24 protein-coding genes are annotated in these 25,695 nt (G+C 66.7%); 13 read left to right on the top strand and 11 right to left on the bottom strand.

Annotation, left to right across the window (positions count from 1 at the left end; genetic code table 11):
• Positions 1-92: 92 nt before the first annotated feature.
• Entirely contained in the window at positions 93-1,700 is a 1,608-nt protein-coding gene (locus tag AC6LJ2_RS14980) for a peptide chain release factor 3 (protein WP_263912786.1), read from the top strand.
• A 24-nt stretch (positions 1,701-1,724) separates the two neighbouring features.
• The gene (locus AC6LJ2_RS14985) at positions 1,725-2,426 is read left to right on the top strand and encodes a hypothetical protein (protein ID WP_445657947.1); all 702 of its coding nucleotides are present in this window, start codon (positions 1,725-1,727) and stop codon (positions 2,424-2,426) included.
• Between the two features lie 81 nt (positions 2,427-2,507).
• Here the strand turns inward: AC6LJ2_RS14985 and bfr are convergent, their stop codons facing one another.
• Positions 2,508-2,984, bottom strand: coding sequence for a bacterioferritin (bfr, locus tag AC6LJ2_RS14990; protein ID WP_445657946.1), 477 nt, complete (start codon positions 2,982-2,984; stop codon positions 2,508-2,510).
• Positions 2,985-3,422: 438 nt separating this feature from the next.
• Entirely contained in the window at positions 3,423-4,346 is a 924-nt protein-coding gene (locus AC6LJ2_RS14995) for a DMT family transporter (protein WP_445657945.1), read from the bottom strand.
• Between the two features lie 119 nt (positions 4,347-4,465).
• Here AC6LJ2_RS14995 and AC6LJ2_RS15000 point away from each other — a divergent pair, with 119 nt between their 5' ends.
• Entirely contained in the window at positions 4,466-5,383 is a 918-nt protein-coding gene (locus tag AC6LJ2_RS15000) for a LysR substrate-binding domain-containing protein (protein WP_498151632.1), read from the top strand.
• On the opposite strand, the gene AC6LJ2_RS15005 is transcribed toward AC6LJ2_RS15000, so the two are convergent.
• Complete coding sequence (locus tag AC6LJ2_RS15005; protein ID WP_006392288.1) at positions 5,353-5,634, bottom strand: (2Fe-2S)-binding protein; 282 nt, start codon at positions 5,632-5,634, stop codon at positions 5,353-5,355. The two genes, AC6LJ2_RS15000 and AC6LJ2_RS15005, sit on opposite strands and share 31 nt — an antisense overlap.
• A gap of 122 nt (positions 5,635-5,756) precedes the next feature.
• Positions 5,757-7,184 (bottom strand): RNA polymerase factor sigma-54, encoded by a 1,428-nt coding sequence (gene rpoN, locus AC6LJ2_RS15010; RefSeq protein ID WP_445657944.1) that lies wholly within the window; start codon positions 7,182-7,184, stop codon positions 5,757-5,759.
• A gap of 16 nt (positions 7,185-7,200) precedes the next feature.
• On the opposite strand from rpoN, the gene AC6LJ2_RS15015 reads away from it, so the two are divergent.
• From AC6LJ2_RS15015 to leuA, 3 genes are all read left to right on the top strand, one after another.
• Positions 7,201-7,830, top strand: coding sequence for a hypothetical protein (locus AC6LJ2_RS15015; protein WP_498151633.1), 630 nt, complete (start codon positions 7,201-7,203; stop codon positions 7,828-7,830).
• A 194-nt stretch (positions 7,831-8,024) separates the two neighbouring features.
• Positions 8,025-9,002, top strand: coding sequence for a tripartite tricarboxylate transporter substrate binding protein (locus AC6LJ2_RS15020; RefSeq protein WP_498151634.1), 978 nt, complete (start codon positions 8,025-8,027; stop codon positions 9,000-9,002).
• Between the two features lie 374 nt (positions 9,003-9,376).
• Positions 9,377-11,089, top strand: coding sequence for a 2-isopropylmalate synthase (leuA, locus tag AC6LJ2_RS15025; RefSeq protein WP_263912779.1), 1,713 nt, complete (start codon positions 9,377-9,379; stop codon positions 11,087-11,089).
• 141 nt (positions 11,090-11,230) lie between these two features.
• Here leuA and AC6LJ2_RS15030 read toward each other — a convergent pair whose 3' ends face one another.
• Positions 11,231-12,559 (bottom strand): amidase, encoded by a 1,329-nt coding sequence (locus AC6LJ2_RS15030; protein WP_263912778.1) that lies wholly within the window; start codon positions 12,557-12,559, stop codon positions 11,231-11,233.
• 315 nt (positions 12,560-12,874) lie between these two features.
• Here AC6LJ2_RS15030 and AC6LJ2_RS15035 point away from each other — a divergent pair, with 315 nt between their 5' ends.
• The 6 genes from AC6LJ2_RS15035 (at position 12,875) to AC6LJ2_RS15060 (ending at position 18,913) form a co-directional block, all read left to right on the top strand.
• Positions 12,875-13,888, top strand: a complete 1,014-nt coding sequence (locus AC6LJ2_RS15035) for a LacI family DNA-binding transcriptional regulator (RefSeq protein WP_263912777.1) — start codon at positions 12,875-12,877, stop codon at positions 13,886-13,888.
• Between the two features lie 36 nt (positions 13,889-13,924).
• Positions 13,925-14,722 carry a phosphodiesterase gene (locus AC6LJ2_RS15040; RefSeq protein WP_498151635.1) on the top strand — a complete coding sequence of 266 codons (798 nt, stop codon included), beginning with the start codon at positions 13,925-13,927 and terminating at the stop codon, positions 14,720-14,722.
• 119 nt (positions 14,723-14,841) lie between these two features.
• Positions 14,842-15,897: an ABC transporter ATP-binding protein gene (locus tag AC6LJ2_RS15045; RefSeq protein WP_498151636.1), complete on the top strand. Its 1,056-nt coding sequence runs from the start codon at positions 14,842-14,844 to the stop codon at positions 15,895-15,897.
• 34 nt (positions 15,898-15,931) lie between these two features.
• Positions 15,932-17,227, top strand: a complete 1,296-nt coding sequence (locus tag AC6LJ2_RS15050; RefSeq protein WP_498151637.1) for an ABC transporter substrate-binding protein — start codon at positions 15,932-15,934, stop codon at positions 17,225-17,227.
• Positions 17,228-17,240: 13 nt separating this feature from the next.
• Positions 17,241-18,116, top strand: a complete 876-nt coding sequence (locus AC6LJ2_RS15055; protein WP_035359840.1) for a carbohydrate ABC transporter permease — start codon at positions 17,241-17,243, stop codon at positions 18,114-18,116.
• Positions 18,113-18,913 (top strand): carbohydrate ABC transporter permease, encoded by an 801-nt coding sequence (locus AC6LJ2_RS15060; RefSeq protein WP_025139986.1) that lies wholly within the window; start codon positions 18,113-18,115, stop codon positions 18,911-18,913. The genes AC6LJ2_RS15055 and AC6LJ2_RS15060 overlap by 4 nt, the downstream gene beginning before the upstream one ends.
• 41 nt (positions 18,914-18,954) lie before the next feature.
• On the opposite strand, the gene AC6LJ2_RS15065 is transcribed toward AC6LJ2_RS15060, so the two are convergent.
• The 6 genes from AC6LJ2_RS15065 to AC6LJ2_RS15090 all read right to left on the bottom strand — a co-directional run bounded on the left by AC6LJ2_RS15065 (position 18,955) and on the right by AC6LJ2_RS15090 (position 23,688).
• A complete protein-coding gene (locus tag AC6LJ2_RS15065; RefSeq protein ID WP_498151638.1) occupies positions 18,955-21,378 on the bottom strand; it encodes a hypothetical protein in 2,424 nt (807 codons plus the stop codon).
• A gap of 14 nt (positions 21,379-21,392) precedes the next feature.
• Positions 21,393-21,821 (bottom strand): CesT family type III secretion system chaperone, encoded by a 429-nt coding sequence (locus tag AC6LJ2_RS15070; RefSeq protein ID WP_263912771.1) that lies wholly within the window; start codon positions 21,819-21,821, stop codon positions 21,393-21,395.
• A 25-nt stretch (positions 21,822-21,846) separates the two neighbouring features.
• On the bottom strand, positions 21,847-22,269 hold the full coding sequence (locus AC6LJ2_RS15075) for a type III secretion system chaperone (RefSeq protein WP_263912770.1): 423 nt from the start codon (positions 22,267-22,269) through the stop codon (positions 21,847-21,849).
• 20 nt (positions 22,270-22,289) lie between these two features.
• Positions 22,290-22,742, bottom strand: coding sequence for a type III secretion system chaperone (locus AC6LJ2_RS15080; RefSeq protein WP_498151639.1), 453 nt, complete (start codon positions 22,740-22,742; stop codon positions 22,290-22,292).
• A gap of 185 nt (positions 22,743-22,927) precedes the next feature.
• Entirely contained in the window at positions 22,928-23,245 is a 318-nt protein-coding gene (locus tag AC6LJ2_RS15085) for a hypothetical protein (protein WP_263912768.1), read from the bottom strand.
• Between the two features lie 95 nt (positions 23,246-23,340).
• The gene (locus AC6LJ2_RS15090) at positions 23,341-23,688 is read right to left on the bottom strand and encodes a DUF1840 domain-containing protein (protein WP_263912767.1); all 348 of its coding nucleotides are present in this window, start codon (positions 23,686-23,688) and stop codon (positions 23,341-23,343) included.
• Positions 23,689-24,001: 313 nt separating this feature from the next.
• Here AC6LJ2_RS15090 and argS point away from each other — a divergent pair, with 313 nt between their 5' ends.
• Positions 24,002-25,687, top strand: coding sequence for an arginine--tRNA ligase (gene argS, locus AC6LJ2_RS15095; RefSeq protein ID WP_498151640.1), 1,686 nt, complete (start codon positions 24,002-24,004; stop codon positions 25,685-25,687).
• Positions 25,688-25,695: the final 8 nt, after the last annotated feature.

The following is a 25,695-nucleotide window of genomic DNA, read 5'->3' on the forward strand; positions in this document are numbered from 1 at the left end:
CGCGCCGGCAGCGGCGCGTGCCCCGCTTGTTTTGATGCACGATACCGGACCGCGCCGGACTGAAATGCGGCGTTGAGTAGAATCCTCCGATCATGAACATCCCTCAAGAAGTCGCGCGGCGCCGCACGTTCGCCATCATTTCCCACCCTGACGCGGGCAAGACCACGCTGACCGAAAAGCTGCTGCTGTTTGCAGGCGCGATCCAGATCGCCGGCAGCGTCAAGGCGCGCAAGGCGTCGCGCCACGCCTCGTCCGACTGGATGGAAATCGAAAAGCAGCGCGGCATTTCCGTGGCGTCCTCGGTGATGCAGATGGAATACCGCGACTGCGTCATCAACCTGCTCGACACCCCGGGCCACCAGGACTTCTCCGAAGACACCTACCGGGTGCTGACGGCGGTGGATGCCGCATTGATGGTGATCGACGCCGCCAACGGCGTCGAACCGCAGACGATCCGCCTGCTGCAGGTCTGCCGGGCCCGCAATACCCCCATCATCACGTTCATCAACAAGATGGACCGCGAAGTGCGCGAGCCGCTCGAACTGCTGTCCGAAATCGAAGGCCACCTGGGCATGGACGCCGTGCCATTCTCTTGGCCCGTCGGCATGGGCAAGGCCTTCGGCGGCGTGTTCGACATCCGCCGCGACCGCATGCGCGTGTTCCGCCCCGGACAAGAGCGCCGCTCGGACAATGACGACTTCATCGAAGGCCTGTCCAACCCCGAGATCGGCCGCCGCTTCGGCTCGGCCTTCGAACAGGCCAGCGGCGAGATCGAACTGATCAACGAAGCCGCGCCCGCGTTCGACCGCGCGCAATTCCTGGCCGGCAAGCAGACCCCGGTGTTCTTCGGTTCGGCCATCAACAACTTCGGCGTGCAGGAAGTGCTGGACGCCCTGGTCGAGCAGGCCCCGCCGCCTGGCCCGCGCATGGCCTTGCAGCGTGAAGTGCAACCCGAAGAACCCAAGTTCACCGGCGTCGTCTTCAAGGTGCAGGCCAACATGGACCCGGCCCACCGCGATCGCGTCGCCTTCGTGCGCGTCAGCTCCGGCCGCTTCGAACGCGGCATGCGCCTGAAGGTCGCGCGCACCAACAAGGAAATGCGCCCCAACAACGTCGTGTCGTTCCTGTCGCAGCGCCGCGAACTGCTCGACGAAGCCTATGCCGGCGACGTGATCGGCATTCCCAACCACGGCGTGCTGCAACTGGGCGACGTGCTGACCGAAGGCGAGACCCTGCAGTTCACCGGCCTGCCGTTCTTCGCGCCGGAACTGTTCCAGGCGGTTGAAGTGAAGGACCCGCTGCGCACCAAGCAATTGCGTACCGGCCTGACCCAGCTGGGCGAAGAGGGCGCCATCCAGGTGTTCCGTCCCGAGGCTGCCGGCGGCTCGCTGCTGCTCGGCGCGGTCGGCCAACTGCAGTTCGAAGTGGTCGCCCACCGCTTGAAAACCGAGTACGGCGTAGACGCCCGGATGCTGCCTTCGCGCTACACAATGGCACGTTGGATTACGTCTGAAAACCCCAAGGCGCTGCGCAAGTTCATGGATGCCAATGCGGCTCATATCGCCTATGATGTGGTCGATGCGGCGGCGTTTTTGATCAGTTCTCCCGCGCAGTTGCGCGTGGCCGAGGAACTGTATCCGGATGTGAAATTCCACGCCATGCGAGAGCACGGCGGCAAGGTCTTCGGAGACAAGGCGTAGACCCGTTCGGGTACCGCACGGCACATGAGGGTAGCAATGTCTTGGCGTTTATTATTCGCAACGCTTCTGCTGGCGCTCGGCGCGTCGGCCTGGGGCGGTATTCAACTGGGTGATTGGCTGGTGGCGCATGCGCCGCCCGCCGCGCCTGCGCCCGGCCAGGATGCGGCCGCGTCGCAGCAGCCCGTGCTCGACGCCAACGGGCGTCCCTACGTGGCCCAGCCGCCGCAGCCGCGCATCGACGGCACGCTCGGCGTGCCCGACAAGCCCGCCGACCGCGAATGGGCCATCAACACGGTGTCCCTGTTCGATACCGTCAGCGACCCGGCCGTGAAGCTCTCGCGCGAACGCATCACCCAGGAACAGGCGCGCGAAATCGCCGCCGCTTCCGAAGTGCCGCTGCCGCAGGGGTCGTCCGACGTCAGCACGCTCGATCTGCAAGCGCCCGGCACCGGCACCGCCGTCAATGGCGGCCAGGCCCAACAAGCGCCGGCCCAAGTGCAGGCCGGCGGCTACGGCAACCCGCAGATGGTGCAGCCCCCCCCGCCCAACTCGTCGCCGGCGCCTGGCGCGCCCGGCTGGCAAGATGCGCTCAAGCGCGAACTGGCGCAGTGTGCCTCGCAAGGATTCTTCGACCGCCCGTCGTGTTCCTGGGCGGCGCGCAACAAGTACTGTGCGCCCAATCGTGCCTGGGGCACCATGGCCGAATGCCCGGCCCGTCCGCAGTAAGCCCACCGACCTTGTCGCGCAGGGCGCGAGGGTAAAAAAAATGGCGCCCCCAGGGGCGCCATTTTCATGCCGCGATGGCAATCACTCGGGCACGGACATCTGGCTTTGCAGGTAGTTCTGCAGGCCGACCTTGTCGATCAGGTCGATCTGGGTTTCCAGGTAGTCGATGTGCTCTTCCGTGTCGTCCAGGATGTCCTGGAACAGATCGCGCGACACGTAGTCACGCACGGATTCACAGTGCGCGATCGCTTCCTTGACGGTGGCGTGTGCAGCTTGTTCCAGCTTCAGGTCACAAGCCAGCAGCTCAGGCACGTCTTCGCCGATCAGCAGCTTGTGCAGGTCTTGCAGGTTGGGCAGGCCATCGAGCATGAAGATGCGCGCGATCAGACGATCAGCATGCTTCATTTCGCCGATGGACTCTTCGTATTCGTGCTTGCCCAGCTTGTCGAAGCCCCAGTGGTTCAGCATGCGCGCATGCAGGAAATACTGGTTGATCGCCGTCAGTTCGTTGGTCAGTTGCTTGTTCAGGAACTGGATGACGGTTTTATCGCCTTTCATAATGGACTCCTTGCAGTCAGGCGCGACGCGCATCGCATCGCGACAAGAAGCGCACGATGCCGCGAGTACGCAACCCCGGCAGACTACCATCCTGCGCGGGGCCGCGACTAGCCTTGGCGCGCATTTGGTAAACCGCTTTACGAGCGCTACAAGAAAGCGACAAACAAATGAGAATGAGTATGTGTGCGTGATGATTTGCAGGCACGGCGCAGCTTATCTGCGCCTTGTGAGCGCGCGCATGGCATGAATCGGCCCTCATTCACGGCCGCATCACGCCGTGTTCAAGCAATCCCTCGGCACGTTTGCGCACCGATTTCCGCCACCGCGTCGCGTTGTGCCAGAACAACCCGCGGCAATGATCGCGCCGCGTGTGGCCTCGCCCCAAGATCCGCGCGCCATGGCGGCCTGGTAGGACCCCGCGCGTGCACGCCCTGCATCTCAAGGGGCGCGCCGCGTGGCGAGCCAGATACCGAGCGCGATCGGCACGATGCCCAGCAAGTCCAGCCACGACACTGATTCGCGCAGCACCAGCCAGCCGAACAGCAGGCCCAGGGGCGGCATCAGGAAATGCAGCGCGCTGGCGGCGGTGGCGCTGGCGCGGCCCAGGATCATGAACCACAGGTAGTAGCCGCCGATCGACACCGCCACGATCATGTAGGCCATGCTCCAGAACAGACTGGCCGTGAAGCGCGCCTCGGCAAGGTTGTCGTGCAGCAGGGCAATGGGCAACAGCGCGACGGCGCCGGCCAATGATTGAATGCCGGTGGCCGTCCACAGGCCTGTCGCGGGCTTCAGGCGCTTGTAGAGCAGCGTGCCGGCCACCAGTGCCACCAGGCCCCCCGTGACCAGCAGCGTGCCGTGCAGGTCCTCCTGCATGCCCGACAGGCGCGACCGCAACACCAGCGCCACGCCGGCCAGGCCCAGGCACAATCCCAGCAACTTGCGCCAGCCCAGCCGCTCGCCCAGTACCGGCCCGGCCAGCACACCGATCAACAGCGGATTGGTGCTGATCAGCACGGCCGTGAACGCCGACGACACGGTGGTCATGCCGCTCCAGCTCAGACCCAGGTACAGCGCGTTGTTCAGCACGCCCAACAGCACCAGCGCCGCCACGTCACGGCCACTGGGACGCGACCAGCGGCCGCTGGCCACCGCCACCCCCAGCATCAATGCTCCCGCGATCAGGAAGCGCACGGTCAGCAGGGTCAACGGCGGGCAGTCGCGCACCGCGATCTTGGCCGCGGCAAATGCCGAACTCCACAGAAAGCAAAAGGCCGCGATGGGCGCCCAGGCCACGCCCATGGGCGTGCCGTCGGGTGAGGCCGCGGGAAGCGAGGCGGGAAGGGCAGAGGAGGCCTTCATGGGCAGGTCCAAGGTAGACAGGCAGGAATGAGGAGCCCATTCTGGGCGCGGCCCTATCCATTGACAAACGCTTTATTTGGATCAAAAGTATTTGAAAAACCAATGGAAAGGCGATTGCCATGCTGGATCTGGATCTATTGCACAGCTTTGTCTCGGTGGTGGACGCGGGCGGTTTCACCCGGGCCGGCGAGCGCGTACACCGCAGCCAGTCCACCGTCAGCCAGCAGATCCGCAAGCTCGAAGAGATGCTCGAATGCGCGCTGTTCGTGCGCGACGGCCGCCAGGTGCACCTGACCGAGGACGGCGAACGCCTGCTGGGCTATGCCCGACGCATGCTGGCGTTGTCCACCGAGGTGCGCGAGGCGGTCAGCGGGCGCAAGCGGGTCGAGGTGATTCGACTGGGCATTCCGGACGACTTCGCGGCCGACACCCTGACCGCCGTGGTGGCGCAATTTACCCGCGCCCGCCCGGCCGTGCAGCTGTCCGTGCGTTGCGACCTGACCGTCGCCCTCACTCGCAGCCTGGAACGCGGCGACCTGGACATAGCGCTGCTCAAGCGCGAACCGGGCGTGGGCGCGGCACTGGCCGCATGGCCCGAGCACCTGCACTGGATTGCCGGCCCGGGCGAACTGCCGACCGCGAGCGAACCCGTGCCCCTGGTGGCTTTTCCGCAGGGATGCATCTATCGCAACCGTGCCATTCACGCGCTGGAACAGGCCGGGCGCCGGTGGCGCATCGCCTACGAAAGCCCCAACCTGATGGGGCTGCAGGCCGCGCTGGCCGGGGGCTTGGGGGTGGCCTTGCTGGAACGGCGCTGCATGGCAGCGGGGCACCGTCAGGTGGACGAGGCGTTTCCCGCCGTACCGTCGTCCGAGCTGGCGCTATGCGTGTCGCAACCCGCACGTGAGGCGGTGCGCGACCTGGGGGAAACGATCAGGGAGTTTTGTGAAGCAGAAATGCGACGGCTCGCGGGACCAGGCCAGCGAGCCGAGGGGGACGCCGCCGTTCAGGCGACGGCGACCTGGATGACCGGATAGCTGCTGTTCGCCGCGGCCGCGCCCGGTTCGGCCATGGCGGCCGGCGGGTTGACCGGAACGGCGATCGAGCGCACGTCGCACACGCTGGAGCAGCGGCCGCCCGGCAGGTATTCGGCGGCGGTAGCCGCACAGCAGCCGCAGCACGTGGCGACGCCCAGCTCGAATTGCAGGTCGGAAAGCGACGTCGCGCCCGCGTCCACGCTGGCGCGGACTTGGCGTTCCGTGATGGCATTACATACGCAAATGTACATGAGAATAATTATCGAAAATTATTCCGGTACTGACAAGTCCCCGCATGCAAAAAAATTTGCAACCGATTCGTCACGCAACCCGTTGAAATAAGGGACGTTTTCCAGAAAGTCCGTCCCTGTTTTCAGCGGGCCGAGGCCTGCGCCTTGCGCAGCGCGGCGGGCGCAATGCGTAGCGCTTCGCGGTACTTCGCCACCGTCCGGCGGGCAATGACGATGCCCTGGTCAGCCAGTTTTTCCATGATCTGGCTGTCGGACAGGGGCTTGGCCCGGTTCTCTTCGGCCACCATCTGGCGGATGAAAGTCTGCACGGCCGTGGCCGAGGTGGCATCGCCGCCGTCCGTGGACACCCCCGCACCAAAGAAGCGCTTGAGTTCCAGCGTGCCAAACGGAGTGAGCATGTACTTCTGCGTTGTGGCGCGTGAAATGGTGGATTCGTGCAGGCCCAGCTCGCCCGCGATGTCCTTCAGGATGAGCGGCCGCATGGCCGCCGGGCCTTGGCTGAAGAAGGCCGTCTGGCGATCGACGATGGCCTGGGCCACCCGCAGGATGGTGTCAAAGCGCTGCTCGACGTTGCGGATCATCCACTTGGCCTGCTGCAACTGGGATTGCAGGCCGGCGTGGGCGGATTCCTTCTGGTTGCTCAACATTTGCGCATACAGCCCGTTGATCTGCAGCCGCGGCACGGCGGCGCTGTTCAGCGTCACCTGCCAGCCGCGACGCGTCTTGCGCACGATGACGTCGGGCACGGCGTAGTCGGCCGCCGGCACCGTCCAAGCACGGCCGGGACGGGGCTCAAGACGCAGGATCAGGCTGTGGGCCGCGCGCAGCGTGGCCTCGTCACAGCCCACGGCCGCACACAGGCGGGCGTTGTTGCCGGTGGCCAGCAGCGCCAGATGCTGGCTGCAGACTAGCCGGGCGCAGCCCAGCACCTTGGGGTCGGCCGCCTCGGGCAGCCGCGACAGATCCGGGTTGCGCAATTGCAACAGCAGACACTCCGACATGTCGCGTGCGCCGATGCCGATGGGGTCGAACGACTGCAACAGCGATAGCGCGGCGCGCAGTTCGTCCAGATCGGGCTCGGCATCGGCCGGCAGCCAACCCAGGATCTCTTCCAGGGGCGAGCCCAGGTAGCCGTTTTCGTCCAGCTCGTCGATCAGCAGCGCCGCCAGCGTGGCGTCGCGTGGCGCCGCGCGCGTCAGGACCAGTTGGCCCAGCAGGTGTTCGCGCAGCGTGTCGGGGCGGGCGGCCTCGGGCAGGCTGGAATCATCATCGGGATAGACCCCGCCCGAACCCGGCATTTCATCCACCGGCGTCTCGCGTTCGGCGGCCGGCTCGTCGTCCTGCACCGAAGATTCGCGCTCGGATTCGGCCTGCGTCTCGACCGAGGAGGGTTCGTCGTCGCGTTCCAGCAACGGATTATCCGCAAGCACTTGCGAGATTTCCGCCTCGAGATCGAGCGTGGACAGCTGCAGCAACCGGATGGATTGCTGCAGTTGAGGGGTCAGCGTCAGATGCTGGCCAGGCCGCAGTTCTAAAATTGGACGGGTCATAGGTACAATATTTTGCATGATGAATCAGACTTCGCCCGCACGCGTTCGCCAGGATTGCCGACTGATCGGTCAGACCTTGCTCAAACTGGCGCTTCCCAGAGTCCTCGTGCGTGCGATCGTGATCGCCGTCGCGGTGATCGTCTGGTATCTCGCCGCCTCCTGGATCCTGGATTTCGGCAAGCGCGTCAACTACGAATTCCTGCATTCGCTGGGCCAGCCCACCATGGACATGGTCCAGAAGGTCAATCCGTACCTCTGGTGGGTCGTCGCCGGCATCTGGACCCTGATCGTCTTCTTCATCGTGCGCGCCTGGCTGTCGGCCAGCCTGGCCTCCGGCCGTGCCACGCCGGTCAGCACCGGCGTGCTGGCCGACCTGGTGCCCCAGCTGTCCGAAGAATCCCTGGGCGTGCTGCGCTGGACCTGGGGTAGCCGCGAAGAGCCGTTCACCGTCGGCGACCTGCAACGCTCGCTGTCGGAAATCCGCCACAACCGCATCGGCAAGATCGCCATGGTGGCCGAACAGGCCGACATCCTGGAAGGCGCCGCCGCCAAGCCGCCCCGCGACGACCGCCGCGACACCCGCGCCGAACCCCGCGGCGAACGCGATCGCTACATCGAACCGCGCATCGGCGGCCCGGCCCGCTAAGCCATCTTTCCCGGACAATTTTCCTGCATCCAGGCCGCCGCGAGGCGGCCTGATTGTTTCAGTGCCCTGCCAGCCGGGCTCCCCTATACTGGCCCTCCAGGCTCGCGCAACCGCGGGCCGCGCACCCATCCAATAAAACCACCCGGCTGACGAGACACGCCGGATGCGCGGCCGGCCCCCTGGAGTTGTTTTTCATGTTCCGCACCCCTGCCCGGTATGCCGCCGGCTTGCTGCTGGCCTGCTCGGCCGCTTTCGTCGCCGCCCCGGCATCCGCCGCCTGGCCCGACAAACCCATCACGTTCGTCGCGCCCTTCAGCGCCGGCGGCGCCAACGACCTGGTCGCCCGCATCATCGCCAAGGCGGTGGGCTCGACCCTGAACCAGCCCGTCATCGTGGAAAATCGTCCCGGCGCCGGTGGCGTGGTCGGCGCCGCGCACGTCGCGCGCAGCGCGGCCGACGGCTACACCTACCTGGTGGGCAGCAACGGCACGGTGACCAACAGCCTGATCCGGTCGGACCAGCCCTACAAAGACGAAGAACTGACCCCGGTCGCGCTGTTGACGGTGACCCCGTCGGTAATCGTGGCCAACCCGTCCAACCCCGCGAAAGACCTGAAGGACTTCGTCGAGCGCGCCAAGAAAGCCAAGACGGACCGTATCACGTTCTCGACCGCCGGCAACGGCAGCACGCCGCATTTCGTGGCCGAGATGGTCAAGGAAGCCACCGGCCTGCCGGTCGAACCCATCGCCTACAAGAGCGGCTCGGAAGGCGTGACCGCGGTGATCGGCAACCAGGTCGACGCGACCTCGGAAGCCAGCATCGTCACGCTGCCGCTGATCCAGGCCGGCAAACTCAAGGCGCTGGCCACCACCTGGGACAAGCGCATGGCCAGCGCGCCGGACATCCCCACCACCGCCGAACTGGGGTTCCCCGCCATCCGCATCGGCCACTGGGCCGGCCTGTACGCGCCGGCCGGCACGCCCGCCGACGTGCTGGACAAGATGAACGCCGCCGTCGAGAAGTCGCTGCAGACCAAGGAAGTGCAGGACGCGCTGCGCCAGAGCAGCATCGAGCCGGGCGGCGGCTCGCGCGCCAGCTTCGTTGACTTCGCCGCCAACGAACGCGAACGCCTGGGCAAGGTCGTGAAAAGCGGCCACATGCAGACGCAATGACGCCCGCCGGGGACGCATCTGTCCCCGGCTTTTTTTCGCGCTTTCATTTGCGCTTGCCCGAAAAGTATGTTTGACTAGCAACCTATGGCCGCTTACCGCACCCCCCTCGCGATTGCCACCGGACGCTTTGCCGCTCCGGTTGCCGGCCTGCGCGCTTCGATCTCGTCCATCGCGCTATCGCTATACCTACCGATCGGTTGCCGGGCCTAGTGTCCCCGTGGTAGCTCGGCAGCCACGCTTGCCACACGCGATTTCCCTTTTTCAAAACTGAATCCCCTCGCCAGACTCGGCGAACCCCTTGGCATCAGAGCGCCTATCGGCCGCATGCCATCCGGATTCAGCACCCAACCGAAAGAACTGATCGAGGTGTAGTGATGATGCTTGCCAACCCCGCCACCAAATACGTCCCCTTCGCGCCGTTTGCCCGCGACTTTTCCGAACGCACCTGGCCCAGCCGCCGCATCACGCAGCCGCCGATCTGGATGAGCACCGACTTGCGCGACGGCAACCAGGCCTTGATCGAACCCATGAGCGTCGAGCGCAAGCTCCGCTTCTTCGAACAACTGGTCAAGATCGGCTTCAAGGAAATCGAAGTGGGTTTCCCGTCGGCCTCGCAGACCGACTTCGATTTCGTGCGCAAGCTCATCGAAGAAAAGCGCATTCCCGACGACGTGACCATCATCGTGCTGACCCAGTCGCGCGAAGACCTGATCAGCCGCACCGTTGAAGCGGCCGCGGGCGCCAAGCAAGCCATCGTGCACATGTACAACGCCTGCGCGCCGGCCTTCCGCAAGGTCGTCTTCAACATGACCAAGGACGAGATCAAGAACATCGCCACCACCGGCACGCGCTTGATCAAGCAATACGTGGCGCAGCGCCCCGAAACGCAATGGCGCTACGAGTATTCGCCCGAAGTCTTCAGTACCACCGAACCCGAATTCGCGCTGGAAGTCTCCAACGCCGTGGCCGATGTATGGCAGCCCACGCCGCAAAGCAAGATGGTGTTGAACCTGCCCGCCACCATCGAAGCCACCAGCCCCAACCTGTACGCCGACCAGATCGAGTGGATGCACAAGAACCTGGCGCGCCGCGACAGCATCGTGCTCAGCGTGCACCCGCACAATGACCGCGGCACGGCCGTGGCCGCCGCCGAATTCGCTGTCATGGCCGGCGCCGATCGCATCGAAGGCTGCCTGTTCGGCAGCGGCGAGCGCACCGGCAACGTCGACCTGGTCACGTTGGCCTTGAACCTTTACACGCAAGGCGTGCATCCCGGCCTGGACTTCTCGGACATCGACGAAGTGCGCCGCTGCGCCGAGTACTGCAACCAGTTGCCCGTGCACCCGCGCCATCCGTATGCGGGCGACCTGGTCTTCACGGCCTTCTCCGGTTCGCACCAGGACGCGATCAAGAAGGGCTTTGCCTTGCAGCAGCCCGACGCCGTCTGGGAAGTGCCGTACTTGCCGATCGACCCGGCCGATCTCGGCCGCAGCTACGACGCCGTGATCCGCGTGAACAGCCAGTCGGGCAAGGGCGGCGTGTCGTACCTGCTCGAACAGGAACACGGCCTGGTGTTGCCGCGCCGCCTGCAGATCGAATTCAGCCGCGCCATCCAGCGCGTCACCGACGAAACGGGCCGTGAAGTCACGGCCGACGACGTGCACACGATCTTCAATCGCGAATACCTTGAACAGAAGGCGCCGTGGAAGCTGATCCGCCACCGCATCGACGGCAATCCGTCGGCCGGCGAAGGCCAGCACTTCAGCATCGAAGCCGAACTCGAATACAACGGCGAACGCCGCATCGTGACGGGCAAGGGCGACGGCGCGATCTCGGCCTTCGTGGCCGCGCTGGACGTGCCGGTGCGCATCATGGACTACCACGAGCACGCCATCGGCACCGGTACCGACACCCGCGCCGCATCCTACGTGGAACTGCGCGTCGGTGAATCCAGCACGGGCTTTGGCGTAGGCATCGACCGCGACATCGTGACCGCGTCCTTCCAGGCCGTGCTGAGCGCCGTGAACCGCCACATCAACGCGGGCGCCGTCGCCACCACCGAACAAGAGGCCGCCGAGGCCGCGTGATCCGCAACCCGGAAGCAGGGGGCGGGCTTACCGCCGTCGCCCCCCAACGCCGGCCTCTTACCATGAGGCCGTGCTGCACAAGAAAAAGCCCGCCTGTATCCGGCGGGCTTTCTGTTTGCGCGAGGCGCGGGCCGCGCGAAATCAGCCGCGCGGCCACATGTCGGACGCACCGATATCGGGTTCACGCGCGGCCAGCAGGCGTTCATGCACCCAGGCGGCGATGGCCAAGGTGCGATGGTCGTCGTAGCGGGGGCCGATCAGCTGCAGACCCACGGGCAACCCCTGCGGGCCGGTGGCGAAGGGCAGGTTCAGGCTCGGCAGGCCGAACAGCGTCCAGGCCCGGGAAAACTGCGGATCGCCCGTGCCCAGATCGGCGAAGGGCGCCTCGCCACTGGCGCTGGGCGCGAGCAGGATGTCGTACTTGTCGAACCAGCGGTCGACCCGGGCCTGCGCGTCCGCGGCCCGCGCCAGGTTCTTGATGTGTTCTTCGGCGGTGATCTGCGAGCCCGCCTCGAGAATCGCCTGGATCTTGGCGCTGAGCTGCGCGGCGTGTTCCAGCCGCTCGTAGGCAAGCGACTGCGAGGCCTCGAATGCCATGATGTCCGAATGCAGCTGTACCAGCATGCAGTCTTCGGGCGGCAGCGGCACTTCTTCGACCTGGGCGCCGGCGCGCGACAGCGTGGCCGCGGCCTGGGCGAAGGCTTCCTTGGTTTCGGCTTGCGCGTGACGCCACTGCAGGCTGCGGTACATGCCCACGCGCGGCTTGCCGTCGTAGGCCAGGTCCAACATGCGCGGATCGCGCATCAGCACGGATGCAAACAAGGCGACGTCAGGCACCGAGCGAGCAAAACCGCCTACGGTATCGAGCGATTCGGCCAGGCTTTTCACGCCGGCACGCGGAATGGCGCCGAAGGTGGGCTTGAAGCCGACGATGCCGCAATACGATGCGGGACGAACGATGGAGCCCGCGGTCTGCGAACCGAGCGCGAAGGGCACCATGTCGTCGGCCACGGCCGCGGCCGAACCGCTGGACGAGCCGCCGGGCGTGTAGGCCTCGTTGCGCGGATTGCGCGTGGGCCCGGCCTGGTAAGTGGCGAATTCGGTGGTGACCGTCTTGCCGATGACCACGGCGCCGGCGTGCCGGCACAGGGCGACGGCAGCGGCGTCCAGACCCGGATTGTGCCGCTCGTAGATGGGCGAGCCATAGCGGGTCGGCAGGTCGGCGGTATCGAACAGGTCTTTCACGCCTATCGGCAGGCCGTGCAGCGGCCCGCGCAGGGCACCGCGGTCGAGCGCTTCCGCATGGTCCAGGGCGGCCTGCTTCTGCAGCGCCGTCCAGGCGTGGACGGTGTTTTCGCGTTGCTCGATGCGCGCAAAGCAGGCACGCACCAATTGCACCGCAGTCAATTCGCGCCGTTGCAGCTTGCGCGCGGCTTCAAGCGCGCCAAGTCTGTTTAAGGCAGTAGACATGATCCTTTCCTCTATCCCGGTGCCGCGCGATATGCGCGGTACTGATACTTACGCACCCGGTCCCCTTGACCTGGGGTTTATCCCGATCGGCCGCGACATGATGCGCGCCGGTTGTGACAAACCCAGCCATTGTGCGCGTCGCGTCAATTGGGAGAAGCACTGAAAAACTACGTTTTTCCGGGCATTTCCGCTGGCGTCGCGCCTTGGCTTTCTGTTGTTGCGTGGTTACCAGCATAGCGCAAACGCGTGCAACACAAAGGTCATAATTGTCTTGTAAGATGAAAACGTTTTCAGCAAACCGGCAGCAATGTAGACATGGTGTCGCGCGCATCACCCCGCTTTTCCATTATCGAAGTGGCCCGTAAAGCGGGGGTGTCACCCGCCACGGTTTCGCGCGCCTTCAATCAGCCGGAGATCGTGCACCCCGATACGTTGGCGCACATCCGCGCCATCGCCAAGCGCGCGGGCTTCCGGCCCAACCGCGTGGGCCGCAGCCTGCGTTCGGGCAGCACGCGCACCATCGGCCTGATCCTGCCCACGCTGTCCAATCCCGTTTTCGCCGAATGTTTCGAAGGGGCCGAAAGGCGCGCCCGCGAATCCGGCTACAGCGTCATGCTGACCGCCACCGGCTATGACCCCGCGGTGGAATCGGCCGCGGTGCAGGGCCTGATCGACCACCAGGTCGACGGCTTGATCCTGACCGTGGCGGATGCCGCGCGCAGCGCCACGCTGGACGACCTGGACAGCGCCGGCATGCCCTACGTGCTGGTCTACAACGAGTCGGCCGCGCATCCGTATGCGTCGGTCGACAATCGCGCCGCCGCCATCGACATGGTGTCGCACCTGGCGGCGCTGGGGCATCGTCGCATTGCCATCGTGACCGGCCCGCTGACGGCCTCCGACCGCGCCCGCCGCCGCCTGATGGGCGCCCGCGCCTGCGCCAAGAAGCTGGGCCTGGAACCCATCCAGCACATCGCCATGAATTCCCACACGGGCAGCGACGCCGAGGCCCTGAAGGCCGCGCTGCGCGGCAAACAGGCGCCCACGGCGCTGTTCTGCTCGAACGACCTGCTGGCCACCGCCGTCATCGCCGATCTCGTGGCGCTGGGCCTGTCGGTACCCAACGACATTTCCGTCTGCGGCTTTGATGGCATGCGTTTCGGCGCCTTGCTGACGCCGCCGCTGACCACCGTGGCGCAACCCAGCGACGGCATCGGCCAGGCCGCCTGTTCGAACCTGCTGGCGCAGATCCATGGCCAACCGCCGCAGTCGAACCGCCTGCCGCACTGCATCGTCGTCGGCGGTACCGCTGCGCCCGTGCGCCGCTGATTTCCTTTTCCAGATCCCCCGCAAGAGATATCCGCCATGCTTATCGCCCAGATCACCGACCTGCACATGCGCACGCCAGGCGACAAGGCCTACGGCATCATCGACCCCGCCGCCTTCCTGGGGCCGGCGGTGCGCGCGCTCAATGCGCTTACGCCGCGTCCCGATTGCGTGCTGATCACCGGCGACCTGACCGACCTGGGCAAGCCCCACGAATACCAGGCGCTGCGCGATCAATTGCAGGCGCTGGAGATTCCGTATTTCCTCCTGCCCGGCAATCATGACGACCGCGCCGAACTGCGCGCCGCATTCCCGGACCACGGCTACCTGCAAGGGCAGGGGCCGTTCATCCAGTATGCCGTGGAGACCTATCCGCTGCGCCTGTTGGCGCTGGATACCGTGGTGCCCATGAAAAGCCACGGCGAGTTGTGTGCGGACCGCCTGGGTTGGCTGGCGGCGCGCCTGGCGGAGCAGCCGGGCCGACCGACGCTGGTGCTGATGCACCACCCGCCGTTCCAGACGGGCATCGAGCACATGGACGCGATCGGCCTGCTGGCGGGTGCGCCTGAACTGGAACAGATCGTGGCGCGTTATCCGAACGTGGAACGCGTGCTCTGCGGTCACCTGCACCGCACCATCTTCCGGCGTTTCGGCGGCACCATTGCATCGACCTGTCCGGGCACCGCGCATCAGCTGGCGCTGGAACTGGGCGAGCGCCCGACCTTGCAATACATCATGGAACCGCCGGGCTACCAGCTGCACTGGTGGCACGACGATGCCCTGGTGACGCACCACGCGGTGATTGGGGAATACCCCGGCCCGTATCCCTTCGCCTGAAGCGGGATTCTCGATTACAAACACAATGCCATATGTCCGTCATGTTTGCGCTGCACAATGAAAAGGATTTCATTGCACGCGACACGGGGCGGATCTAACAATTAGATCTACGAGACAGCATGTCATCCATCGTTCTGGATAACCTCACCAAGCAGTACGGCAACGCGGCCGCCATCCACGGCGTCAGCTTCACGGTACCGGCAGGCAGCTTCACTGTTTTGTTGGGCCCGTCGGGTTGCGGCAAGTCCACGACCTTGCGCATGATCGCCGGCCTGGACACGCCCACCTCGGGCACCATCCGCATCGGCGACCGCGACGTGACGCAGCTGCCGCCGGCCAAGCGCCGCATTTCGATGGTGTTCCAGTCGTATGCGCTGTTTCCGCACCTGTCGGTGCGCGAGAACATCCTGTTCGGCCTGAAGGTCCGCAAGGAGCCGGCGCGCGATTTCGACCGCCGCCTGCAGCGCGTGGCCTCGCTGCTGGGCCTGGGCCACCTGCTGGACCGCAAGCCGTCGCAATTGTCGGGCGGGCAGCAACAGCGCGTGGCGCTGGGCCGCGCAGTGATTTCCGAAGCGCCGGTGTGCCTGATGGATGAACCCCTTTCCAACCTGGATGCCCAGCTGCGCCATGAAATGCGCCGCGAGATCCGCGCGTTGCAGCAAGACCTGGGCATCACGATGGTGTACGTCACGCACGACCAGACCGAAGCCATGAGCATGGCCGACCAGGTGGTGCTGCTGCGCGGTGGCCAGATCGAACAGCACGACACGCCGGACGGCCTGTACGCCCGCCCCGCCAGCGAATTCGCGGCGCGTTTCATCGGCACGCCGCCCATGAACCTGATCGGCCTGGCGACGCTGCACGGCGCCACGGTGATCGCCGGCAGCCACGGCCCCGCCGTGGCCGGCGCGCCGGCCGGCGCCGCCAAGCTGGGCGTGAGGCCCGAACACATCCGCATCGACGACGACGGCCTCGCCGCCACCGTGGAAAGCGTCGAATACTTCGGCGCCGACTCCATCGTGGTGTGCCGGGTCGGCGATACCAGCGGCGTGGCGGTGCGCGTAGGCGGACACCTGCGCGCCCGCGCCGGCGAGGCCCTGCGCCTGTCGTGGCCGGTCGAGCAACAGCATTTCTTTGCCGCCGATTCGGCGGTCATCAACACCGTCGGGCGCTGAAAGACGCCCAATCCACAGGAAAGGAAACGCAATCATGCGACGCATCGTACTGAAGACCCTGGCCGCCAGCCTTGCCGCGGCCTGCCTGTCGCTGCCCGTGCAGGCACAGCAAAAGCCCGTCGAAGTGGAGTTCTATTACCCGGTCGCCGTGGGCGGCCCCATCACCAAGATCGTCGACGACATGGTGGCGGACTTCCAGAAAGAAAACCCCAACATCAGGATCAAGCCGATCTACGCGGGTTCTTACCAGGATTCGATCGCCAAGGCCCTGACCGCCCTGAAGGGCGGCACCCCGCCGCAACTGGCCGTGCTGCTGTCCACCGACATGTTCACGCTGATCGACGAAGACGCGATCGTGCCGGTGGATTCGCTGGCCAAGAGCGATGCCGACAAGCAGTGGCTGGGCGGCTTCTATGACGCCTTCATGCAGAACAGCCGCACGGGCGGACACACCTGGGGCATTCCGTTCCAGCGTTCGACCATCGTCATGTACTACAACAAGGACCTGTTCAAGGCCGCCGGCCTGGACCCCGAGCGCGCGCCCGCCACCTGGGCCGAACTGGTCGAGTACGGCAAGAAGCTGACCCGCCAGGACGCTTCCGGCAACACGACGCAGTGGGGCATCGAGATCCCGTCGGGCGGCGCGTTCGCCTACTGGCTGTTCCAGGCCCTGACCACGCCCAACGGCGCGATCCTCATGAACGAGGCCGGCAACGAGGTCTACCTGGACAAGCCGGCCGTGGTGGAAGCCGCCCAGTACTGGCGTGACCTGTCGGCCAAGCACAAGGTCATGCCCACCGGCACGATCGACTGGGGCACCACGCCCAAGGACTTCCTGGAAAAGAAGGCCGCCATCATCTGGACCACCACCGGCAACCTGACCAACATCCGCAAGAACGCCGACTTCCCGTTCGGCGTGGCGATGATGCCGCAGCAAAAACGCGGCGGCAGCCCGACCGGCGGCGGCAACTTCTACATCTTCAAGAGCGGCACGCCCGAGCAGCAGCAGGCCGCGCTGAAGTTCGCGCAGTGGGCCACCACGCCGGAACGCGCGGCTGACTGGAGCATCGCCACCGGCTACGTCGCCGTGACGCCGGCCGCCTGGCAGACCGAGAAGATGAAGAAGTATGCGCAGGAAGTGCCGGCCGCCGCCGTGGCGCGCGACCAGTTGCAGGTCAGCGTGGCCGAATTCTCGACCCACGAGAACCAGCGCGTCACCAAGACCCTGAACGACGCCCTGCAAGCGGCGCTGACGGGTTCCAAGACGCCCCAGCAGGCGCTGACGGACGCCCAGCGCGAAGCCGACCGCATCCTGCGTTCCTACAAGTAGACCGCCAAGCACGATGAGCCGCTCTTTGAATGCGCTTTATGGCTGGCTGCTGTTGCTGCCAGCCATCGTGCTGCTCGCCGCGTTCACGCATTACCCGGCGCTGGCGACGCTTTGGCACAGCTTCTATTCAACCCCCAAGGGCGCGCGCCCGGCCCGCTTCGTCGGGCTGGACAACTACGCGGTCATGCGCGACGACCCGGTATTCTGGCAGTCGCTGTGGAACAACCTGTGGTTTGCGCTGGGCACCATTCCGACCTCGATCGGCATTGCGCTGGTCATGGCGCTGTGGGTGAACCGCAACCTGCGCGGCCGCGGCTTTCTGCGGATGGCGTATTTCACGCCGACCGTGCTGCCCATGGTGGCGGTGGCCAACATCTGGCTGTTCTTCTACACGCCGCAGTACGGGCTGATCGCGCAGGTGATGCAGCTGTTCGGCTCGCCCGGCCCCAACTGGCTGGGCAATCGCGAAACCGCGCTGCCCGCGCTGATGCTGGTGACCGTGTGGAAGGAATCGGGCTTCTTCATGATCTTCTACCTGGCTGCCTTGCAGACGGTATCGCCGTCGCTGCGTGAAGCCGCCATGCTGGAAGGGGCGTCGCGCTGGCAGTATTTCCGGCGCGTGCTCTGGCCGCTGTTGATGCCCACCACGCTGTTCGTGCTGATCAACGCGCTGATCAATGCCTTCCGGCTGGTCGACCACGTGGTGGTGATGACCCGCGGCGGGCCCGACAACGCCAGCACGCTGTTGCTGTATTACATCTACCAGGTGGGCTTCAGCTTCTGGGATACCGCCTACGCCGCGACGCTGACCGTCGTGCTGCTGGTGGTGCTGGCACTGACCGCGCTGATCAAGTTCCGCTGGCTGGACCGCAGGACGCACTATCAATGAAAGACAAGCTCGATACCCTGGGCGCCTGGGCGCTGGGCCTGTTGTGGATTCTGCCGCTGGCCTATGCCATGTGGGCGGCGTTCCATCCGCCGGCCTACGCCACGCGCTTTGATCTGTTCGCCCCGCTGACGCTGGATAACTTCGCGCGGGCCTGGCAGGCAGCGCCGTTTCCGCGCTATTTCGCCAACACCTTCCTGCTCGTGACGATGGTGCTGGCCGCGCAACTGGTGCTGTCGACACTGGCCGGCTATGCCTTTGCGCGCTTCGAGTTCCGTGGCCGCGACTTCGTCTTCATGCTGGTGCTGCTGCAGCTGATGATCATGCCGGACGTGCTGCTGGTGGAAAACTACCGCTCGATGAGCCAGTTGGGCATCCGCGACACCGTGTTCGCCATCGGCCTGCCGTACTTCGCATCCGCCTTCGGCATCTTCCTGTTGCGCCAGACGTTCAAGACGGTGCCGCGCGAACTGGAAGAGGCCGCGCGCATGGAAGGTGCCAATGCCCTGCAGATCCTGTGGAAGGTGTACGTGCCGCTGGCCAAGCCGATCTACGTGGCCTATGGCCTGGTGTCGGTCAGCCACCACTGGAACAACTTCCTGTGGCCGTTGATCATCACCAACTCGGTCGAATCGCGGCCGCTGACGGTCGGACTGCAGGTGTTCTCGTCGACCGACCAGGGCATCGACTGGTCGGTGATCACCGCCGCCACGCTGATGTCGGCGGCGCCCTTGCTGATCGCCTTCCTGCTGTTCCAGCGCCAGTTCGTGCAGTCGTTCATGCGGGCGGGCATCCGCTGATCTGGCACCGGGGTGGGACTGACGTCCCGCCCCTGCGGACGCTAGGCCCTGCCCGCCAGGAAGGCCGGGTTCTGCCAATCGCGCAGCTCGCGGATCTGCTGCTGGTCGCCCGCCATCAGGGTCGTCTCGCGCTGCAAGGCAGCGATCAGCGACGACTGATGCGCCTCCAGCCGCTCGCGCGACCATCCCGAGAAGTCCGCCTGCCGCTCGGCCGTTTGCGCCGGGCTGTGCAGCGCCTGGTACATCGACAGCAACACGTCGTGCTCGTTGGCCAACGGCGTGAACACCGGTTGCGCACGCTCGGCCACGAAGCGGATGCGCAGCTCGGTACCTCCGTCGTCATTCAACGCAGTTTCGAACTGCATGCCGCGCGCACCGTCCGGAAAGCCGCGGCGATGGTCGTCCAGCGTCAACCGGCCCGGTTCCCGCGTGCCGTCTTCGCCCGCCATGGCGCCGGTGTGCACCGACGGCGCATGCATCAGGAAGCTGTACAGCTTGCGGTCGGGGTCGGCCACCGACAGGCTGCCGTCCGCGTTGCGCGTGACGGCGGGCGGCTGGGTGCTGCCGCTTTCCTGCGCGTCCGCGGCGGCGGCAAAGTACCAGGCCATGGCGCGCGCCGTGGTCAGGTTGGCCGTGGCCGCGACCTGCTGCGTCCCTTCGCCCACCGCGATCGCGCCGAAGGCGGGTTTGTCGCTGGCGCGCAGGGCGTGCGTCAGGTTTTCGCCGATATGCAATTGGCGACGCACGTCGGTCAGGGCCAGGCTGGCGCCCCCCGCATCGGCGGCGCGCTGCATCACCCGCACGTCGACGCCCCCCTGCACGATGCCGCCGTCACGCGGCGCAGACAGGATGCCGAGCGCACTGCGGCCGGCGCCCTGGGTATAGGCCAGTTCGCTCTTGCCCGCCGCACGGCGTTCGAGCAGGCGGCCCGGCACGTTGGGCAGGTCGGCCAGGAAGCGCCCGGCACTGGACAGGCCGCGCGCGATCGAGCCGAAGAACGACTGGAACGCCGACTTGGCACGCCCCGCCAGGCTGAGTGTCTGCGTGCGTGCCTGGCCATCACTCAGGGCCACGGGGTGGCGCGGCTCGATGCCTTGGGCGGGCGTCGACGGCGCGGTCTTGAGCGCTTCGCCCACCTGCGCCAATTCGCGTTGCAGCGCGTCCAGGCGCGGGGCGCGTTCCAGCGACACGAGCATCGTGCGGTCGGTGGCAGTCTGGCGCGATGCTTCCTGGGCGATCAGGTTGTCCAGTTCCTTGAACTGCGGTTGCAGCGATTGCAGCGTGCTCTCGACCAGGCTGAGCGCCGCCCGGTTGCTGGCCAGCTCGGGAAAGTCGCGCAGCGCGGTCAGACCTAGATAGGCGCCCCCGAGCATGGCGGTGGCGTTGATGCCGATGGAAGTCGGCGACAGGGCCATCGGCGTGGTGATGACGCTGGTCGCGGTGGGGATGGCCACCGCGGCGGTGGTCCACCCCAGCGTGGTCAGCCCCGCGGACAAGGCGCCGCGCGCCTGGTGATTCCAGCGCGACAGCGTGTCCCAGGTCGACAGGGTGGGTGCGTTGAGCCGTTCGCCGTCGGGCACGCGCAGCGCATCGCCGCCGCCGCCCATAAGGCGCAGATGCTCGTTGAGCTTGGCCATCTGCTCGTCGATCTTGCCCGCGACTTCACCCGCGCGCGCCAGATTGCGCTCGGATACCGGCGTGCTGGCGGCGAGGCTGGCGCTTTCGGTCACCGACGTGCCACCGCCCGGCAGATAGCCGCCGACCGTGCGCGCCACGCTCGAGGCCGTGCTGGTCACCGTGGACGTCACCGCCCCCAGCGCATTGCCGCCGTATCGCAGCAGGCGGCCCATGATGCCTTCCTGTTGCTGCTGCGTCTGCTGCTGCACCGACTCGCGCGCGGGTGGCGTATCGGCCTCGATGCGTACCCCCTGCACCTCGTCGCTATCGCCCAGCAGGGCGGACAGCGGCAGGATCGGCACCTCGTCCAGGGCCGACGCCTGGGACTGGCCCGTCGGCTCGCCGGACATCGCCTGGCGTTCCTGCTGGCGGGCGTTGTACGCGGCGACGCCATCGTCGTCGCACTCGAAGAATTCTTCTTCTTCGTCGTCATCCACCTCGGTCAGCGTGTCGTCCTCATCGACCTCGGTGCGCACCTCGTCCTGGACATCGCTGTCGGAACGGACCTCGGCATCGTCGTCGAACGGGTCGCCGTGCATCGCGGCGGTGAAGTCCTCGGCGGCCTGCCAGAAGGCGGACAACACGCCGCCGAACCAGCCGCGGCTCTGCGCCGCGTCATCGCGCAGCGCGGTCGTGCCGCCTTCGCCCACCGACACCATCGCGCCTTGCAGCCCGCCCTGGCCAGGTTGCGGCGACGATCCGGTCCGCGACGTCGTGCTGCCGGGCGTGTCCTGCGGCGACGGAACGTCACCGCCCACCACGCGGCCCGCATTGGGATTGATGAACATGGCGGCGCTCCCGGTCAGGCGGCCAATTGCGGCAGTTGCGGCGTGACCCGGCCCTGCACGACATCGCGCCACAGCAACGCGACATCGGCGAAGGCATCCAGCGCGGCGGCCAGCGCCCGGGCATCGCACAGGGCCAGCGGGGCGCGGGCGCACAACAGCACGGCGCCGGTGCCCGGTTGCAGGCCCAGGGTGCAGCCGCCGGTGCCGACCCACAAGGCGTTGGCTTCCAGCATCAGCTGCAACAGCTGGTCGCGGGCGACCTGCGGCGCCGGCCGGCCCAGGGTGGCGAAGAAGGCGATGTCGCCCGCGTCGGCGTCGCCTTCGGCCGACAGGCCGACGACGATGTCGGCGATGACCAATTCCTGATTGGCCACCCACTCCTCGACCGGTGACAGGCCGACAAGGCGGGCATAGTCTTCAAGCAGCGTCTGATAGCGGGACATGGTTCGTTCCTGTCGCGTAGCGGGTTCAGCGGGGGCCGGCGTCGTCGCCCAACCCTTGGTCGATGGCGGCGGCCCATTGGACCGAGGCGTCGGCAAGATCGCGCCAGGCGCGGGCCAGGCCCTCGGGTGCGGTGTCCAGCGGCAGCCGCCGGGCCAACACCAGGTGGCCGGATTGCTGCAGGCCAAGCGTGCCGCCGCGGGTGGCCGGACCCAAGGTATTGGCCTGCAACAGCATGGGCAGCAGGCCCGCGGGCGGGTCGGCCGGCAAGGGCTGCGCGCCGACGCGGCAAGCACCTTCGATGGCGCCGCCCAGCCCGTCGTTGACGCAGGCCAGCGCGATGGCGGTGCCGTCGATGACCAATTCCTGGTGGGCGGCCAGCGCCTGGCCGTCCACACCGATGTGATGGGCAAGGTCGGCCAGGGCTGCGTGATAGCGTTCTTCGGACATGGACGGGGGCTCCGGCAGGGTCAGGCGCGCAGATGCAACAGGCCCGCGTCGGCGCTCGCGCGAGCCGTCGGGCGTGTCAGTTGCGCCGCCCAGGTCAGCGCGTCGACGTGCAGGCTCGCCAGCAGGGCGTCCAGCGTGGGCGGCGTCAATGAACCGATCCGCCGCGCGGCGCTGAGCATGACGGTGTCCGGCCCGCGCAGGCCCAGCGTGGCGCCGTGGGTGCCGGCCCAGAGATTGTTGGCCTGCAGCAGCAGCCGGCAGACCGCGTTCGACGGCCCACCCGGAAAACGCGCCACGTCGGTGCGGCACAGCAACTGGCCATCGTCCGGGTCGGCGTCAGGCCCGGCGGGCTCGAACCACAAGCTGATGCGGCGCCCGTCGATGAGGACCGCCTGCGCCTGCACCACATCGGCGTGGTCGGGGCGGCGGCGCGCATGGGCGCGCAACAGGGCGAGATAGCGATCCTGGCTCATGTCACGGGTTCCGCAAGAAGGAAATCAAGGGATGGCGCAAGCCATCCTTGCCCGTGAGTAACGGCAGGCCCGGATTGGTTCCGTGCGGGGGCAGGCCGCGGCAGGCGGCGAAAAGCGTCGGGAAGGGCCGGATCGCTGGCCGGACCCGGCGTCGACAGCGGGCGGGCGAATGCCGCCCCGTCAGGTCAGTAGCCGACCGTCAGGCCGGGCAGATCCACGGTGATGCGGGGACGCTCCAGCGCCAGCGCCAGGTTCTCGGCGAATTCGCGCGCTTCTTTTTCGTCGGTGGACAGGGTGTCGTAGCCCAGCGCGTCGGCCACGCCCAGCACCTTGTCCAGCAGCAGCACCTTGCCGCTGGGACGCAGGGGTTCGCAGCCCAGGGTTTCCCAGGCGCCGTCGAACCAGTCGCGGGCCTGGTTCTGGCGCTGCGGGCTGGGTTCGACGTTGGCCGAGAGGTCCAGCGAGCGCCGGGGGTCGAAAACAATCGTGATGTCGCTGCGCATGGCAGGGATTCCTTGAAATGGCGTCAGCCGCAAAGAGACGGCAACACGAAGATAGGCAAAAAGCGCCGGACAGATTGTCCGTCCGGCGACATTGCCTACCAGCCGCGGGACACTTCCCAGGTGACTTCGGCGCCGGCGGCCTGCGACTGGCGCATCATGTCCAGCAAGGGGAACGCCCGCTCTTTCAGGCCGACCGCGCGCGCCATGGGGGGCACCGGGGCCTGGTCTTCGTCTTCTTCGTCGGCGGGGTGGCCCTGGCCCAGCGATTCGTCGATGGCCCGCTCGATGCCCTGGATGGCCGGGCCGAGCTGGTCAACGGTGAACACGCCGCGTTCGGGGATCTTGTCGCCGAAGGATTTGCCCGCCGCGTGCAGCAGGGCGCCAGCATGGTCAGTAAGCATCAGGACTTCTGCCACGACTTTGGAATGAAATGTAATCAGCATATTCCCGTCTCCTACATAGAATGCCTTCTCTACACTACCGCAACGTCCCGGAGATGCCAACTGACCTGGCGCGCCAGGCCGTCTTGGACAGGCCCAGCCGCCGGTGGTGGCCGCCAAATCAAGCTATGATTCAGGAGATTCCCGTGACGGCAGGAACCGCAGCGACCGAGAATCCGGCGCCCGTACGCGGATGCGCCCCGCCGGCCGCACCGATTCCCGCCCCCAGGCTCCGCCGGGGTGTTCGCGCGGGCCGCCGGCCCGGCCGCGACCCGTCGCCGCCTTCGTCACCCACCCAGAACTTCTCCAGACGCCCATGCTCCCCGAGCAACAAAAACAGCTTATTTCCCTGATCCAGGCCGCCGTTGCGCAAAGCCTGCCCGACGCCCAGGCCACCGTGCTGCTGGAGCGCCCCAAGGTCGCCGCCCACGGCGACGTTGCCACCAACGTGGCCATGCAGCTGGCCAAGCCGGCCAAGCGCAACCCGCGCGAGCTGGCCCAGGCCATCGTCGAGGCGCTGCTGGCCCAGCCCGGCGCCCGCGATCTGGTCGAAAGCGCTGAAATCGCCGGCCCCGGCTTCATCAACCTGCGCGTCACCGCCGCCGCCCGCCAGGCCGTCATCGCCGCCGTGGCCGAGCAGGGCGCCGCCTTTGGCCGCGCCCCTCGGGCCGGCGAGAAGATCCTGGTCGAATTCGTGTCGGCCAACCCCACCGGCCCGCTGCACGTGGGCCATGCCCGCCAGGCCGCGCTGGGCGACGCCCTGTGCCGCCTGTACGACGCCATCGGCTGGGACGTCACGCGCGAGTTCTACTACAACGACGCCGGCAACCAGATCGAGAACCTGGCGATCAGCGTACAGGCCCGCGGCCGCGGCCTGACGACCGACTCGCCCGACTGGCCGGCCGACGGCTACAAGGGCGACTACATCGCCGACATCGCCCGCGACTTCCAGGCCGGCAAGACCATCCAGGCCTCGGACGGCGAACCCGTCACCGCCACCGGCAACCTCGACAGCCTGGACGACATCCGCGTCTTCGCCGTGGCCTACCTGCGCCGCGAACAAGACCTGGACCTGCAAGCCTTCGGCCTGGTGTTCGACAACTACTACCTGGAAAGCTCGCTCTACACGTCCGGCCGCGTCGAAGCCACCGTGCAGGCGCTGATCGACGGCGGCCATACCTATGAAGAAGGCGGCGCGCTGTGGCTGCGCACCACCGAGCTGGGCACGGGCGACGACAAAGACCGCGTCATGCGCAAGAGCGAAGGCGGCTACACCTACTTCGTGCCGGACGTGGCCTACCACAAGGCCAAATGGGAACGCGGCTTTCACCGCGCCGTGAACATCCAGGGCAGCGACCACCACGGCACCGTGGCGCGCGTGCGCGCTGGCCTGCAGGCACTGGAAGAGGGCATTCCCAAGGACTACCCGTCCTACGTGCTGCACAAGATGGTCAAGGTCATGCGCGGCGGGCAAGAGGTCAAGATCTCCAAGCGCGCGGGCAGCTACGTCACCATGCGCGACCTGATCGACTGGGTCGGCCGCGATGCCGTGCGCTACTTCCTGATCCAGCGCCGCGCCGACACCGAATTCGTGTTCGACGTCGACCTGGCCCTGTCCAAGAGCGACGAAAACCCGGTCTATTACATCCAGTACGCCCACGCGCGCATCTGCTCGGTGGTGAACAACGCCGGCATGCCGGCGGCAGATGTCGCGGCGGCCGATGCGTCCCTGTTGACGGCCCCGACCGAATTCGCGCTGATGCAGCGCCTGGCCGAATTCCCCCAGATCGTGGCCCTGGCCGCGCAGGAACTGGCTCCGCACCACATCGCGTTCTGGCTGCGCGACTGCGCGTCCGACTTCCATGCCTGGTACAACGCCGAACGCGTGCTGGTCGACGACACCGCGCTGAAGCTGGCGCGCCTGCGCCTGGCCTCGACCACGCGCCAGGTGCTGGCCAACGGCCTTGAGCTCCTGGGCGTGTCCGCCCCCGAGCGGATGTAACATCGGTA

Source organism: Achromobacter sp. 1014246743 (assembly GCF_059760725.1).

Excerpts from the sequence above, each read along its gene's own strand:
- AC6LJ2_RS14980 (WP_263912786.1), top strand. The coding sequence starts at position 93 with ATGAACATCCCTCAAGAAGTCGCGCGGCGCCGCACGTTCGCCATCATT.
- AC6LJ2_RS14985 (WP_445657947.1), top strand. The coding sequence starts at position 1,725 with ATGAGGGTAGCAATGTCTTGGCGTTTATTATTCGCAACGCTTCTGCTG.
- bfr (WP_445657946.1), bottom strand. The coding sequence starts at position 2,984 with ATGAAAGGCGATAAAACCGTCATCCAGTTCCTGAACAAGCAACTGACC.
- AC6LJ2_RS14995 (WP_445657945.1), bottom strand. The coding sequence starts at position 4,346 with ATGAAGGCCTCCTCTGCCCTTCCCGCCTCGCTTCCCGCGGCCTCACCC.
- AC6LJ2_RS15000 (WP_498151632.1), top strand. The coding sequence starts at position 4,466 with ATGCTGGATCTGGATCTATTGCACAGCTTTGTCTCGGTGGTGGACGCG.
- AC6LJ2_RS15005 (WP_006392288.1), bottom strand. The coding sequence starts at position 5,634 with ATGTACATTTGCGTATGTAATGCCATCACGGAACGCCAAGTCCGCGCC.
- rpoN (WP_445657944.1), bottom strand. The coding sequence starts at position 7,184 with ATGACCCGTCCAATTTTAGAACTGCGGCCTGGCCAGCATCTGACGCTG.
- AC6LJ2_RS15015 (WP_498151633.1), top strand. The coding sequence starts at position 7,201 with ATGATGAATCAGACTTCGCCCGCACGCGTTCGCCAGGATTGCCGACTG.
- AC6LJ2_RS15020 (WP_498151634.1), top strand. The coding sequence starts at position 8,025 with ATGTTCCGCACCCCTGCCCGGTATGCCGCCGGCTTGCTGCTGGCCTGC.
- leuA (WP_263912779.1), top strand. The coding sequence starts at position 9,377 with ATGATGCTTGCCAACCCCGCCACCAAATACGTCCCCTTCGCGCCGTTT.
- AC6LJ2_RS15030 (WP_263912778.1), bottom strand. The coding sequence starts at position 12,559 with ATGTCTACTGCCTTAAACAGACTTGGCGCGCTTGAAGCCGCGCGCAAG.
- AC6LJ2_RS15035 (WP_263912777.1), top strand. The coding sequence starts at position 12,875 with ATGGTGTCGCGCGCATCACCCCGCTTTTCCATTATCGAAGTGGCCCGT.
- AC6LJ2_RS15040 (WP_498151635.1), top strand. The coding sequence starts at position 13,925 with ATGCTTATCGCCCAGATCACCGACCTGCACATGCGCACGCCAGGCGAC.
- AC6LJ2_RS15045 (WP_498151636.1), top strand. The coding sequence starts at position 14,842 with ATGTCATCCATCGTTCTGGATAACCTCACCAAGCAGTACGGCAACGCG.
- AC6LJ2_RS15050 (WP_498151637.1), top strand. The coding sequence starts at position 15,932 with ATGCGACGCATCGTACTGAAGACCCTGGCCGCCAGCCTTGCCGCGGCC.
- AC6LJ2_RS15055 (WP_035359840.1), top strand. The coding sequence starts at position 17,241 with ATGAGCCGCTCTTTGAATGCGCTTTATGGCTGGCTGCTGTTGCTGCCA.
- AC6LJ2_RS15060 (WP_025139986.1), top strand. The coding sequence starts at position 18,113 with ATGAAAGACAAGCTCGATACCCTGGGCGCCTGGGCGCTGGGCCTGTTG.
- AC6LJ2_RS15065 (WP_498151638.1), bottom strand. The coding sequence starts at position 21,378 with ATGTTCATCAATCCCAATGCGGGCCGCGTGGTGGGCGGTGACGTTCCG.
- AC6LJ2_RS15070 (WP_263912771.1), bottom strand. The coding sequence starts at position 21,821 with ATGTCCCGCTATCAGACGCTGCTTGAAGACTATGCCCGCCTTGTCGGC.
- AC6LJ2_RS15075 (WP_263912770.1), bottom strand. The coding sequence starts at position 22,269 with ATGTCCGAAGAACGCTATCACGCAGCCCTGGCCGACCTTGCCCATCAC.
- AC6LJ2_RS15080 (WP_498151639.1), bottom strand. The coding sequence starts at position 22,742 with ATGAGCCAGGATCGCTATCTCGCCCTGTTGCGCGCCCATGCGCGCCGC.
- AC6LJ2_RS15085 (WP_263912768.1), bottom strand. The coding sequence starts at position 23,245 with ATGCGCAGCGACATCACGATTGTTTTCGACCCCCGGCGCTCGCTGGAC.
- AC6LJ2_RS15090 (WP_263912767.1), bottom strand. The coding sequence starts at position 23,688 with ATGCTGATTACATTTCATTCCAAAGTCGTGGCAGAAGTCCTGATGCTT.
- argS (WP_498151640.1), top strand. The coding sequence starts at position 24,002 with ATGCTCCCCGAGCAACAAAAACAGCTTATTTCCCTGATCCAGGCCGCC.